The organism is Brachybacterium fresconis (assembly GCF_017876515.1).
In the GTDB taxonomy this organism is placed as follows: Bacteria; Actinomycetota; Actinomycetes; order Actinomycetales; family Dermabacteraceae; genus Brachybacterium; species Brachybacterium fresconis.
Genome location: NZ_JAGIOC010000001.1, coordinates 3,550,282 through 3,563,159 on the forward strand (window position 1 = coordinate 3,550,282; position 12,878 = coordinate 3,563,159).

Here is a 12,878-nt window from a genome sequence, read left to right on the forward strand (position 1 = left end):
CTCGTCGAGACGGGCGGGAGTCCGCCGGCGGGTCATTCCTCGAGGAAGATCTCCAGGACGGGGATCCACGGATCGGGCTTCTGCACGGGCAGCTGGAAGGTGACCGTGCCGGGCTCGAGGCCACCGACATTGGTGTTCCACGCTCTCGCCTGCGGGTCCGTCTCCTGGAAGGTGACTTCAGAGGCGTCGTTGAGCAGCTGCGCGTAGGCGATCCGGCCCCCGGCGTTCGTGAGGTGGAGGTGCTTGAGGGGCCACGCCAGGAAATGCACGTACACGCGGTTCTCGCGCTGGGTCATGACGGTCCCCGCGGGTGCTGTCAGCGCAGTGGCCGGACCGGCGCCGTAGATGGACCGCTGGTGGAGGTGCATCCATCGGCCGATGTCCTCCAACCTCTGCGTGTCCTCGTCCCGGACGTTGCCGCGTCCGTCCGGGCCGATGTTCAGCAGCAGGTTCCCTCCCTTCGCGACGGAATCCACCAGCATGCTCAGGAGCATGTGCGTGCTCTTGAAGTCGAGGTTGTCCCGGTCATAGCCCCACGACCCGTTGAGGGTCTGGCACGCTTCCCAGCGCACGGGGCGTCCGTCATCGTCGGTCATGGGGCTGTCCGGCTGATACTGCTCGGGTGTGACGAGGTCGCCGGGGATGCCCAGACGGTCGTTCACGATGATCCCCGGCTGGAGTTCGCGGGTCATCGCCAGCAGCTCCTCGGCGTGCCAGTCCTCCGGGCCCTTCCCGAAGTCTCCGGGGAAGGTGAAGTCGTAGAACATGTAGTCGATCGGGCCGTAGTCGGTCAGAAGCTCGCGCACCTGTCTATGCAGGTAGTCTCGGTAGCGCGCCATGTCCTTGCCCCGGTCGACGCTGTCGATGTCGGAGCAGTCGCGCAGCGGGTGCCGCTCGTCGACCGTGTAGTCGGGGTGGTGCCAGTCGAGGACCGAGTGGTACAGCCCCACCTTCAGGCCATCGGCGCGGACGGCATCCGCGAACTCGCGCACCAGATCACGCCCGCACGACCGCGGTGCGCTGTAGTCGGAGAGCGCCGTGTCCCAGAGGCAGAAGCCCTCATGGTGCTTCGTCGTCAGGACGACGTACTTCATGCCCGCGTCCTTGGCGAGCCGCGCGAAGGTCGCAGCATCGAAGAGATCGGGATCGAAGTACCGCGCGTAGCGTTCGTACTCGGATGCGTCCCGCTCCTCGATGGACATGACCCATTCGTGACGTGCAGGCATCGAATAGAGCCCGAAATGGATGAACATCCCGAAGCGGTCGTGATCGAACCACTCGGTGGAGGGCGTCGGCGTTGTGGCGGTCGACGGTGTCGGCATCACTGATCTCCAGTAGGGGTGTCGTTGCGGTTTCCGTGGGGGACGCGATGGTTGAGCTCGGTGGGTCCCAGGGCGTCTCGAAGCGGCTTGGGAGCACGGCCATGACGTGCATCACATGCTGTAGAGAGGTCGGAGGTATGTCAAGGGGTGTGTTCACGTCTGCCCGCCGAGCTGCGTATGACCGTGGCTCTTACCCGTGATTTCCGTTCTTGTCGTCCATAGACCTCGGATGCCTTCGCGGGGGATCTGGCGGTCATGTGCAGGTCCATGTTGTGTTCCGACGTTGTGTTCCGACGCGTCATCAGCTTCCGGGGTCTTCCGTGCTCGGGCTCCGAGCCGATGCGCCAGAACGGCGACGCCCCCTGCGGCAGCGACCGGGCGCGGGAGCCCGGCGTCGAAAACGGCTCCTGCCGTCGCTCAGCCCGACGTCCCCGAGCCGATGCTGCGGCTCTATTCCAGCGGTGATATCTGACCGAACGGAGAGGTTATGATCTCGTCGGAGTCGCGGGGCGACATGGGCGCCACGCCGCACGAGAGGCGGGGGCAAGATGCCGAGCAAGAAACTCTGGCCTTGGTGGGAGCAGCCGACCGGGACCACGGATTATCGAGTGCGAGAACTGCTGCGAGCGATTCTCGACCTCCATGGCTACTACGGCGACAAGGACGTCTGGCTGTGGCGAGGTCAGGCGAACGCTGACCACGATCTGACCGCAGGGGTTCACACACGGATCGAGTTCTCGAACCGAGCCGTCGATGACGGCTCGGTCGTCTCGGCGACCGAGAGCCTGCTCGACGACCTTCGCAGGGCGAAGTTGGATACTCACGAAGGGGCGGCGCTTCCCGATCTCGCGTTGCTCGCGCAGGCGCAGCACCACGGTGCGGCGACGCCCCTGCTCGACGTCTCAATGGATCCGATGGTGGCGCTCTACATGGCAGTCGTCAGCCCGTCCTCGCGAGACGCGGAGAAGGATGGAGTTCTCTTCGCCATCCGACGTCCCACGATGACGGACGACGTCAAGGTGCTTCCGTTCGACACCCGCTCCTTCCGCAAGATCTATGGTGACCTGCCGCGAAGCAAGCCGATCCTGTACTCGGCACCTGACGTGAGCGATCGGTTGCGCATCCAGCGTGGGCACTTCCTACTATCCACGGTGAGTACGACGGATGCCCGTGTTCGAGTGAATCTGACGGCTGAGTCGCAGGGCGCGTCGGAGACGTGGCTGGCGAACAGGCTCGCGCGACGGGGCAGACCTGGCCGAGTCGGAGCGCCGAAGTCGGATATCGCCACCTTCCGGATCGACAAGAAGTTCAAGAGGATGCTGCAGGACTGGATCGAGGAGCGTACGGGCCTCACCGAGGAGTACGTGTACCCGACGATCTGGCACCAGCCCCACCAAGAGGTCTTCGCCAAGAGCCACGGGCGCCGTTCGAAGGTCTGACGTGTGGGCCACGGCGTGGATCGCGCGATACCGCCGGCTCGGCATGAATCCCAGCCCGCGATACCTGCCCCTGACGTTAGGATCACCCACAACGCTCGGACGGACACGTTCCGTGACCCGATGCCCGTGAGCCGAGCCGAAAGGATTCAGCCACGCTCGATCGAGGGAGTCCACCCGTGTGGGAGTACGTCTCCAGCCGCTTCGACCAGATCGCCTTCAGCTCCTGGCAGCACTTCAGCCTGGTGGTGCAGTGCCTGATCCTGGCGAGCGTCGTGGGCCTCGGCATCGGAGCCCTGGTCTACCGCCGAAAGCGCTGGAGCGCCGCCGCGAACGCCGTCTCCGCGGTCGGGCTGACCATCCCTGGTTTCGCCCTGATCGGACTGCTCATCGCCCCCTTGGGATTCGGGGTCCTCCCGGCGGTCGTGGTCGTGACCTTCTACGCGACGCTGCCGATCCTGCGCAACGCGGTGGTGGGGCTCGCGGGAGTGGATTCCGCGCTCGTCGAGTCGGCGCGCGGCGCCGGGATGAGCAGAATGCGCACCTTCTTCCAGGTGGAGCTGCCGCTGGCCTGGCCCGTGGTGCTCAGCGGGATCCGGGTCTCGGCGCAGATGGTGATGGGCATCGCCACCGTCGCCGCCTACGTGCTGGGCCCCGGACTGGGCGGCTACATCTTCTCCGGGCTCTCCCGCCAGGGCGGAGCCAACGCGCTCAACTCGGTTCTGGTCGGACTGATCGGCGTGATCATCCTCGCGCTCATCCTCGATCTCATCCTGCTCGGCATCGGCCGACTGACCACGTCGAAAGGTATCCGTGCCTGACACTGCCTCCGCCACAGAAACGCCCGACGCAGCCGCCGTCACCGGCCGCTCGATCACGCTCGATGGCGTCACCAAACGCTTCCGCGGCCAGAAGGCACCGGCCGTGGACAGCATCACCCTGGAGATCCCCGCCGGGCAGGTGGTGATGCTCGTGGGTCCCTCAGGGTGCGGCAAGACCACCACGCTGAAGATGATCAATCGGCTGGTCGAGCCCTCCGCGGGGCGCATCCTGCTCGGTGGTGAGGACGTCACCGACATCGACGGGGACAGGCTCCGGCGGCGGATCGGCTACGTGATCCAGGCCGGCGGGCTGTTTCCGCACATGAGTGTGGCCGCCAACGTGGCCCTGGTGCCCAAGATGCTGCGCTGGGACGCGGATCGGATCGAGGAGCGCGTGAACGAGCTGCTGGAGCTGGTCTCGCTCGACCCCGACATCTACCGGGACCGGTACCCCCGGGAGCTCTCCGGCGGCCAGCAGCAGCGCATCGGCGTGGCGCGCGCACTCGCCGCGGACCCCCCGGTGCTGCTGATGGACGAGCCGTTCGCCGCGGTGGACCCGATCACCCGGCAGAGACTGCAGGACGAGCTGATCGGGATCCAGCACGAACTCAACAAGACCATCGTCATCGTGACCCATGACTTCGACGAGGCCGTCAAGCTGGGCGATCGGATCGCCATCCTCGACGAAGGCGCCCGAGTGGTGCAGTACGACACGCCAGAGCGCATCCTGGGCGATCCCGCGGACGACTTCGTCGAGGACTTCATCGGTTCCGGCGCCGGCTTGAAGCAGCTCTCGCTGCGCCGTGTACGGGACGTCGAACTGGTCGAGGCGATCACCGTCACCCCCGACGTCTCGAGCGCCGATGCCCTGGCCCGCGCCCGGCACGCCGGCCACGATCACGTGGTCGTCGTGGACCGGAACCAGCGACCGGTGGCCTGGCCATCACTGCGGGAGCTGGAACGCCTCCCGCAGCTGCCCAGCAGAGCTGATCCCGACCTCCCGCTGGTCGGGATGGGAGCACCGCTGAACGACGCGCTGGACACCATGCTGGTCATCAGCGTGGGTGGAGCCCTGGCCACGAGCAACCGGGGACAGTTCGCCGGTGTCATCGACGTGGAGACCGTGATGAGAGCCATCACCGAGGTCCGCGAACAGTCCGCCCCGGACCCCGACGCGCCCATCGGCACCAACACCAGTGACATGCCCGCGGTGACGAAGGCCGACGATGACTGAGATCCCTCTCGAGGACCGCACGAGCACGGAGGAGCCGCGGACGAAGGAGGCCACCGGTGCGCTGGGTGCGGGCTGGCGGGCGCTCCTGATCCAGCTGGTGGTCATCCTGGTCGCCGTGGGAGCAGTGCTGACCTACGTCGCGGTCGCGCCGCTGACCGACACCGAGCGCAGCACGCTGAACGCGGGCTCGCTGCAGCGATACACCCTCGAGCACCTGCAGCTGACCTTCCTGTCCGCGCTGCTCGTGCTGGCCATCGCCATCCCGCTGGGCGTGCTGCTCACCCGGCCGAGGTTCCGCAAGGCCAGCGGCCCCGTGATCGCCGTGGCCAACGCCGGACAGGCCGCCCCGTCCATCGGACTGGTCGTCCTGCTCGCCGCCCTGATCCCCTCCGGCTTCTGGGCTGCGATCGTCGCCCTGGTGGTCTACTCGGCGCTGCCCGTGCTGCGCAACACGATGGTGGGGCTGCGTGGGGTGGACCAGCGTCTGGTCGAGGCCGGCCGGGGGATGGGGATGAGCGCCGTCGCGGTGCTCGTCCGGATCGAGCTGCCTCTGGCCGTGCCGGTGATGCTGGCCGGTGTGCGCACCGCCCTCGTGCTGCTCGTCGGCACCGCGTCCCTGGCCACGTTCATCAACGGAGGGGGCCTCGGGGTGCTGATCACCACCGGCGTCAACCTGGACCTCAACCCGGTGCTCGTCGTGGGCGCGCTCCTGATCGCCCTGCTGGCCCTGTTGATCGACTGGCTGGGCCGGGTCGTCGAGCACATCGCACGTCCGAAGGGGATCTGATCATGGGTTTTCGTCCGAACCGTCGGCTGGCGCTGAAGACTCTCCTCGGCGCGAGTCTGCTCACCGTGGCGGGCTGTGGGCTGGAACCGGCCGCATCGCTCATCCCCCAGGTGGGACCGGGATCGATCCGACGGATCGAGAACCTGCCCGACGACGCCAAGATCACCGTGACCTCGAAGAACTTCACCGAGCAGATCATCCAGGGGAAGATCGCGCTGCTGGCCCTCACCGCCGCCGGATTCGGCGTCGAGGACCTCACCAATGTGCCGGGCAGCCAACCGGCGCGCGGCCTGATGGAAACCGGCAAAGCCGATATGACCTGGGAGTACACGGGGACAGCCTGGTTGACCTATCTGGGGCACGAGAAAGGGATCCCCGACCGCACGGAACAGTGGGAGGCCGTCAAGGAGGAGGACGCCGCCAACGGCCTGACCTGGCTCGAGCCGGGACCGCTGAACAACACCTACGCCCTGGCGGTGCGCGACGAGGCCGTCGACGAGCTCGACGGGGTGGAGACCCTGAGCGACATCGCCGAGCTGCCGGTCGAGGATCGCACGATCTGCGTCGAGGCGGAGTTCAACTCCCGCCAGGACGGGCTGGACCCGATGCTCGAGGCCTACGGCATACCGCGCGGACAGGCCGACGGCGTTCCCGAGGAGAACATCTCGCTGTTCGACACCGGAGCGGTCTACACGGCCACCGACCGCGGCACGCCCTGCAACTTCGGTGAGGTGTTCACGACCGATGGCCGCATCGACAGCCTGGGGCTGACGGTGCTGGAGGACGACAAGCGCTTCTTCCCCTCCTACAACGTCGCCCCGGTGCTCAACACCCGGACTCTCGAGGAATATCCCAGCCTGGCCGACGTGTTCAGCGAGGTCACACCGAAACTGACCGACGCGACGATGCGGAAGCTCAACCTGAGGGTCGACGAGAACGGCGAGGAGCCGATCGACGTCGCCTATGACTTCATGCTCGACGAAGGCCTCGTCACCGAGCCCTGAACGCGGCAGGGAGCGGGCCAGCGGATCTCCTCCCCGCCCGCCCCGCTCCCTGAGTTCGTCACCCGAGAGTCTCCCGAGTACGTCGGTAGATCCCATCGGTCGCAGCGCGCACATCCCGGTACACCGTCTCGAGGTCCCGGTAGATCTCGGTGTTCTCGGGGATCGGCTCGGTGCGGTCCGTCACGACGGCGAATCGCTCCACCCCGTCGGAGACGGTGGGGACGAGGCCGGTGGCGACGGCGGCGCAGATCGCCGCGCCGCGCCCGGCGGAGCTTCCCCCCTCCAGCCGGAGGCATTCGAGGTCGAAGACGTCGGCGAGGATCTGAGTCAGAAGGTCCGAGGATGCCCCGCCACCGGTGACGACCAGATGCTCGAATGTCGTCCCCAGCTCAGCCGCCATCGCGTCCGTCCGCTCCTTCATCGTCATGGCGATGCCTTCGAGGATCGAGCGGAACATGTGCGCTCTGCCCTGGCGTCCGTCGAATCCCAGGATGCTGCCCTTGCGCGACGGCACCTCGGCGGGGGCGAGCCAGTCCGGCACGGTCAGCAACCCGTCGGATCCCGCCGGAACGCCGTGCGCTTCCCGCCCCAACAGCTCCTCGACGCTCTCACCGCGCGACTCGGCTTCGCGTACGGTTCCTTCGCCGAGCAGGTCCCGGAACCAGCTCACCGTCCACATCCCCCGACGGATCCCGCCGCTCTCGTAGAGATGCTTGCCGGGTTCGGCACCGAAGTTCGTCCAGAAGGACGTGGCCCCGGTCCTCCCGGCATCGCCCACGGACATCCCGGCGATGTAGGTGCCGAGGGACAGCAGGAGGGACTGCGGATCCTGCAGGCCCGCCCCCAGCGCTTCGACCGCCTTGTCGTTCGCGGTGGCGATCACAGGCACCCCGGCGGGCAGCCCCGTCGACCCTGCGGCGGCCGGCGTCAGGGTCCCGAGCTGTTCGCCCGGCATGACCAGGTCGAACAGCATGCGGCGGGGCATGCCCGTGCGCCGGTAGTCCTGCTCGTCGCTGGACCATGCCCAGTGCGCGGCATCGAGGGGCCACACGCCCTGATAGTTCGCCACCGTGTCCGTGAAGTTCCCGGTCATGCGGTGAGTGATGTACCCCGAGGAGGTCGTGACGTAGGCGGCGTCGGGAACCTCCGCGCGATAGGGACGGCCGACGCGCTCGTCCATCCAGCTCTGCACGGGCTGTGCCAGAGAGCCATCGGAGCGCAGGATCGCGCGGCAGAACCGGATCGTGCACAGGCCGATCCCGACGATCCCTCGAGGATCTCCCGAGAAATCCGACAGGGCGCGACGACAGGCCTCGGCGATCGACTCCCACAGGACGTCGTCGGGGTATTCCACCACGCCCGGCCGAGGGGAGTCGTTCGAAGGGAGCGGCACCCTACCCACGGCGCAGACGCGGCCGTGATCGTCGTAGATGGTGACCTTGGAGGATTGCGACCCGTTGTCGATCCCGACCACGTATCTCGTCATGAATCGGTGCTCTCGAGGTCGCGCCCGCTCTCTCGGGACTGCGGCTGCGCAGCTTCCGGCTGGATCGCGCCCTGCGCCGGGATGATCGTTCCCTTGTTCATGATGCCGTTCGGATCGAAGGTCTCCTTGAGGGCCGCGAGCACCGGGTAGGCGGTGCCGTGCTCCTGCTCGGTCCAGGGGGTGCGGTACTTGCCGATCCCGTGATGATGCACCATGGATCCCTCGTGCCGCAGCGCCTCCTCGACGATGATCGCGTTGAGCGGGAGGTGGTACTTCTCGATCTCCTCCTCGGGCGAGGCGTCGATCCGGTAGTCGTACACGAAGTACATGTTCGTCCCGGTCTGGTAGCTGTGCGAGGAGTGGCCACCGAGCATGGTCAGGTCCTCGGCATGCGGGTACTCTTCGCGCACTCGACGGATGACGGCATCGTACAGATCGGCCACCTGGGACCAATTGGCGGAGACCTCCGTCGTATAGCCCAGGTGCTGGGAATCGAGCATGGCGACCTTCTCCGCGTCGATCTTGTCCTGGCCCCAGTTCAGGTGGTCGAACCAGTCCTCGATCAGTGCGGGATCGACCTCGTCGTGCTCGTGCAGATCGAGGACCCGCATGATCTCCTCGCTGGTCGCACGGACCAGGCCCCTCGGTCCTTCCGCCACGAACACGACGACGCACTTGCCCTGGCTGAAGTGGGAGAAGTGCTGGTCGGCGTCCTCCGGCGAGTACAGGCGAGCGACCGAGGGGTGGAAACCGTTGGTGATGACCTCGCGGAGAATGGCGATGCCGGTGCGCATGTCGTCCACCAGCGCCCCCCGGAATTCGTTGTTGTGCGGGTAGTGGCGGAACACCTTGAGGGTGACCTCGGTGATCACGGACAGGGCGCCTTCGTTGCCGATCACGACATGACGGATATCGGGCCCGGCCGCACGCCGGGGGACGGCCTTGATGCGCGCGGTCCGGCCGCCCGGGAAGACGGTCTCCAGGCCGACGACCATGTCCTCGATCGCGCCGTACAGCGTGGAGAACTGGCCGATGCTGCGCGTGGACACGAGGCCGCCGTACTGGGCCAACGGCTTGGACTGGGGGGAGTGGCCCGTGGTCAGTCCCTGTGCGCGCAGCACATCTTCCAGAGATTGCAGTGTCACGCCGGCCTCGACGGTGACCTGCATGTTCTCAGGATCGATCGACAGCACCCGGTTCATGCGGGAGACGTCCAGCACGATCGTGTCGGCGACGCTGGTCTCGAGGCCGCCCTCGGTGCCGGTGCGGCCGCTGCGCGGCACGATGTTGACGAGGTTCTCGTCGGCGAACTCGAGCACCGAGGCGACATCTGCCGTGGACGTGGCGTAGACGATCGCGACCGGGAGCGGGGCGGTGAAGATCCCGTGCGCCGACTGGTACTTCTTGAACCGATCGACGCTGGCTTCCTGCAGCGAGGTCTCATCGGTCTCGATCTGGGAGGGGTTCAGGAGCTCGTGCAGCCGGTCGAGGATCTGGTGGCGGTCCAGGGGGGAACGTGAATCGATCATGATGCGGAGGGTCCTCTCGGGGTGGTCCGTGTCGTCGGGTGGATGGTGGTGGCCAGGAGGTCGGTCGCCGTGGGGCACGCGGACGCGGTGCGCGGCGCGGGAACGGTCAGCGGACGAGGTAGCCCCCGTCGACGGTCAGAACGTGTCCGTTGACGTAGTCGGAGGCACGGGACGCGAGGAACACAGCAGCCCCCATGAGGTCGGCGACATCTCCCCACCGGCCCGCCGGGATGTGCTCGAGGATGCGACCACTGGCGTCGGGATCCGCGCGGGTCGTCGCCGTCAACGCCGTCGCGAAGTACCCGGGGGCGATCGCATTGACCTGGACGCCGTGCTGGGCCAGCTCATCACAGTACGCCTTCGTGAATCCGACGATGCCGTGCTTCGTCGCGGCGTACGCGGGGGAGGACTGGCCGCCGAGGAATGCGAAGAGCGACGCGATGTTGATGATCTTTCCGGAGCCCTGATCGATGAAGTGGTCGACGGCTGCCCGCGACAGCGCGAAGGGCGCCGTGAGGTTCAGCTCCACCATCGGGTCCCACTTCTCGCGGGAGAATTCCTCGACGGAGCCGAGCTTCGACATGCCGGCGGAGTTGACGATCACGTCGAGTCCGCCCAGGGAACCGAGAGCCTCTGCGATGACGCGGTCAGGGGCCTCGGGGTCGGTGATGTCGATCTCGAGGAACTCATAGCGGCGTCCGGTCGCCTCGATGAGCGAGCGCGTGGTGCCGTCGTCGTCGACGATGCTCGGGACGAGGATGTCGGCCCCGGCCTTGGCGAGGGCGAGGGCGAAAGCCTGGCCGAGACCGGAGTTGCCTCCGGTGACGACCGCGACCTTTCCGCGGAGCGAGAAGAAGTCGAGCGAGAATTCAGTGATGTCCATGGTCACGGTCCTTCGGTGAGGGGTGCAGAGGTGGTGGGATGCGGCGAGGCGGTGTCATGCGGGCGTGGGGACGGACTCGGGGGCGCGCGTTTCGCGTGAGTGGATGCGCATCGTCACGGTGCACAGGACCATGCCGATCACGGCGGCGCCGATGAGGACGAGGAACATCGAGGAGAAACCACCGCCTTGGGAGGGGATCCCGTTGCTCGGATCGCCGATCCACCACGAGGCCACGGCGGGCAGGAAGGCGTCGGGCAGGTATGCGAGGCCGGACGCGAGCCCGATCACGCCCCCGCGTTGAGCGGCGGGGATGCCGAGTTCGCCGACCGACGCCCAGTACACGCCGCGGGCGGCGAAGACGGCCAGGCTCATGATGACCATCAGTGCTACGGCGATCCACAGCAGACCGGCTCGTGGGGGCAGGAGAAGATAACCGACGGCCGTCAGCCCGACGATCGCGAAGGTCAGGCGGAGGAACCGGGGCGTGGATCGGAACATCTTGTCCACCAGCACTCCGCCCACGGGGCCAGCGACGAACTGGAAGACGTAGGTGCGGATGACGCCGATGACGCCGATCATGCCGGCCGCGACCCCGAAGCCGTCCTGCAGCAGCGGCGAGAGGTACCCCATCAGCGTGTAGAAGGAGTACATCATCATGACGGTGCCGCCGATGAGCCAGGTGTATTTGTTGGTCGCGGCCTTCAGCAGCTCCCGGAGGCCGACGGACTGGCGCTCGGCCTTGCCCAGCTCGTCCTCGCCCTGGTGGACGACGAGGTGCACGAGAACGGCGAGCACGAGCGCGAGCACCCCGTAGATGCGGATCAGCGTGGTCACGCCGGCGCTGGCCACGACGGCCTGCGCGACGATCGCGGAGCCGACGAGACCGATGACCGTCGTCGTCAGTCCACGGATCCCCTCCAGGAAGCCGAAGAGGCGTCCCTGTTCTCCCTCGCTCCCGAGCAGGCTGATCGACTTCACCAGCGCCGACCAGTACAGACCCATTCCGAGCACCGCGAAGAGTGCATGGACGATGAGCACCATCCAGTATCCGGGCGCGGTGGCGACATACAGATCGAGCGCACCGGTACCCGCCATCGCGATGATGATGAGCAGCTTCGGGGAGAACTTGTCGGCGAACCAGCCGCCGAGGAAGTACATGACGACGGCCACCGCCCCGAAGACGGAGGTGACGGTGCCATACTCCTGCACCGTCAGCCCGAGTGCCTCCGCGCCGTCGCTGAGGAACAAGAACCGTAAGTAGGCGACCTGGAAGATGACACCGCCGGTCATCGCCAGGATGAGAAAGCTTGCTGACCTCCGCAGTCGAGTCATGGGGCCACTCCTTCGTGGAGGAAGTCGGGGGTTGGCGGGGGAGTCGTCGCAGCCGGTCCGGGCAGCTGCGGCGCGTGTCGTGCATGGGGAATCGGGCATGAAAAAAGAGACCAGCAAGCAGTCGCCCCCTGACGGGAGCGACGCCACTGATCTCTTGGTCTCTGTCGTGACGTCCGGGAAGAACCCGGAGTTATGAAGTTTTGTCGGACGGTACCAGCGCCTCGCTCGCGGTGTCCATTCCGTCATCGCCCGGGCGGCCGCGGGCCGTTCGAGCACGGGGCGAGCACGGCGATCGTCCTGCTTCGCTCGCAGTGGTCACATGTCCCAGACGAGCTGGTCGGACGTGGCGATCGCCAGTGCCCCGGCGCCGAGGGCCGCATCGACGTCGCCCCGTTCGCAGACCAGTCCGCCGGCGATGATCGGCGTCGAGATGTCATCCTGCAACCACTCGATCACCCGAGGGACACAGCCCGGCAGAATCTCCACCATGTGCGGCTCGCCCTGTTTCAGCACGCGTCCCAGCTGGTGGTACGAGATCGAGTCGACCAGGAAATACCGTTGGACGGCGGCGAGATGTGCGCGGCGAGCTGCACGCACGACGCTCGGTTTGGAGGAGAGGACCCCGTCCGCGTCCGTGTGGGTCGCCAGCCACTCGACGGCGGCGTCCTGGGAGGACAAGCCGTCGACGAAGTCCACGTTCACCAGCACGATCTTCCCGGCAGACTTGCCCCGGGCGACGGTGTGCACGATGTCGACCAGACTCCCGTAGAGCAGGAAGAGCACCTCGTGCTCGGACTCGAGCGCAGCGGTCAGCCCCGCCTGGTCCTTGACACTGGCGATGACGGGATCGGACTGCAACGACTCGAGAACTGCCGTCGCGCGTGATGAGTCGATTCGCTCCACGAGCACTCCTCCTGGGTGGGATCTCCGGGGCCTGCGCGGCCGATGACCGGTGCGGACGGTGCGTGACGTCGCCATCGGTAGCGGATCACATGCCGAGGCGCGTGGCGCCCCGGCGCACGCTACCGGACCGGGGACGAGAGC

Annotated in this window: 11 protein-coding genes; 5 read left to right on the forward strand and 6 right to left on the reverse strand. The window is 67.0% G+C overall.

All coding sequences use genetic code 11. The annotated features are described in order from the left end of the window. Window positions 1–32 precede the first annotated feature (32 nt). Complete coding sequence (locus JOF44_RS15750; RefSeq protein WP_209893538.1) at window positions 33–1,322, reverse strand: alpha-L-fucosidase; 1,290 nt, start codon at window positions 1,320–1,322, stop codon at window positions 33–35. A 608-nt stretch (window positions 1,323–1,930) separates the two neighbouring features. Here JOF44_RS15750 and JOF44_RS15755 point away from each other — a divergent pair. The 5 genes from JOF44_RS15755 (at window position 1,931) to JOF44_RS15775 (ending at window position 6,604) form a co-directional block, all read left to right on the forward strand. Beyond that, on the forward strand, window positions 1,931–2,761 hold the full coding sequence (locus JOF44_RS15755; protein ID WP_209893541.1) for an FRG domain-containing protein: 831 nt from the start codon (window positions 1,931–1,933) through the stop codon (window positions 2,759–2,761). 176 nt (window positions 2,762–2,937) lie between these two features. Next, window positions 2,938–3,579 (forward strand): ABC transporter permease, encoded by a 642-nt coding sequence (locus tag JOF44_RS15760; protein WP_209893544.1) that lies wholly within the window; start codon window positions 2,938–2,940, stop codon window positions 3,577–3,579. Then, complete coding sequence (locus JOF44_RS15765; RefSeq protein WP_209893548.1) at window positions 3,572–4,813, forward strand: betaine/proline/choline family ABC transporter ATP-binding protein; 1,242 nt, start codon at window positions 3,572–3,574, stop codon at window positions 4,811–4,813. Before JOF44_RS15760 ends, JOF44_RS15765 begins: the two co-directional genes overlap by 8 nt. Then, the gene (locus JOF44_RS15770) at window positions 4,806–5,600 is read left to right on the forward strand and encodes an ABC transporter permease (RefSeq protein WP_209893551.1); all 795 of its coding nucleotides are present in this window, start codon (window positions 4,806–4,808) and stop codon (window positions 5,598–5,600) included. Before JOF44_RS15765 ends, JOF44_RS15770 begins: the two co-directional genes overlap by 8 nt. Window positions 5,601–5,602: 2 nt before the next feature. After that, window positions 5,603–6,604 carry a glycine betaine ABC transporter substrate-binding protein gene (locus JOF44_RS15775; RefSeq protein WP_209893554.1) on the forward strand — a complete coding sequence of 334 codons (1,002 nt, stop codon included), beginning with the start codon at window positions 5,603–5,605 and terminating at the stop codon, window positions 6,602–6,604. Between the two features lie 58 nt (window positions 6,605–6,662). On the opposite strand, the gene JOF44_RS15780 is transcribed toward JOF44_RS15775, so the two are convergent. From JOF44_RS15780 to JOF44_RS15800, 5 genes are all read right to left on the reverse strand, one after another. Further along, complete coding sequence (locus JOF44_RS15780; protein ID WP_209893557.1) at window positions 6,663–8,090, reverse strand: FGGY-family carbohydrate kinase; 1,428 nt, start codon at window positions 8,088–8,090, stop codon at window positions 6,663–6,665. Next, window positions 8,087–9,619 carry an FAD-binding oxidoreductase gene (locus tag JOF44_RS15785; protein WP_209893560.1) on the reverse strand — a complete coding sequence of 511 codons (1,533 nt, stop codon included), beginning with the start codon at window positions 9,617–9,619 and terminating at the stop codon, window positions 8,087–8,089. Before JOF44_RS15785 ends, JOF44_RS15780 begins: the two co-directional genes overlap by 4 nt. A gap of 106 nt (window positions 9,620–9,725) precedes the next feature. After that, on the reverse strand, window positions 9,726–10,502 hold the full coding sequence (locus JOF44_RS15790; RefSeq protein ID WP_209893563.1) for an SDR family oxidoreductase: 777 nt from the start codon (window positions 10,500–10,502) through the stop codon (window positions 9,726–9,728). Window positions 10,503–10,556: 54 nt separating this feature from the next. Continuing rightward, window positions 10,557–11,834 carry an MFS transporter gene (locus JOF44_RS15795; protein WP_209893565.1) on the reverse strand — a complete coding sequence of 426 codons (1,278 nt, stop codon included), beginning with the start codon at window positions 11,832–11,834 and terminating at the stop codon, window positions 10,557–10,559. A 315-nt stretch (window positions 11,835–12,149) separates the two neighbouring features. Further along, on the reverse strand, window positions 12,150–12,737 hold the full coding sequence (locus JOF44_RS15800; RefSeq protein WP_209893568.1) for a glycerol-3-phosphate responsive antiterminator: 588 nt from the start codon (window positions 12,735–12,737) through the stop codon (window positions 12,150–12,152). Window positions 12,738–12,878: the final 141 nt, after the last annotated feature.

Bases quoted from the DNA above. Each gene is read 5' to 3' on its own strand.
- JOF44_RS15750 (WP_209893538.1), bottom strand. From the start codon at position 1,322: ATGCCGACACCGTCGACCGCCACAACGCCGACGCCCTCCACCGAGTGG.
- JOF44_RS15770 (WP_209893551.1), top strand. From the start codon at position 4,806: ATGACTGAGATCCCTCTCGAGGACCGCACGAGCACGGAGGAGCCGCGG.
- JOF44_RS15775 (WP_209893554.1), top strand. From the start codon at position 5,603: ATGGGTTTTCGTCCGAACCGTCGGCTGGCGCTGAAGACTCTCCTCGGC.
- JOF44_RS15780 (WP_209893557.1), bottom strand. From the start codon at position 8,090: ATGACGAGATACGTGGTCGGGATCGACAACGGGTCGCAATCCTCCAAG.
- JOF44_RS15785 (WP_209893560.1), bottom strand. From the start codon at position 9,619: ATGATCGATTCACGTTCCCCCCTGGACCGCCACCAGATCCTCGACCGG.
- JOF44_RS15790 (WP_209893563.1), bottom strand. From the start codon at position 10,502: ATGGACATCACTGAATTCTCGCTCGACTTCTTCTCGCTCCGCGGAAAG.
- JOF44_RS15795 (WP_209893565.1), bottom strand. From the start codon at position 11,834: ATGACTCGACTGCGGAGGTCAGCAAGCTTTCTCATCCTGGCGATGACC.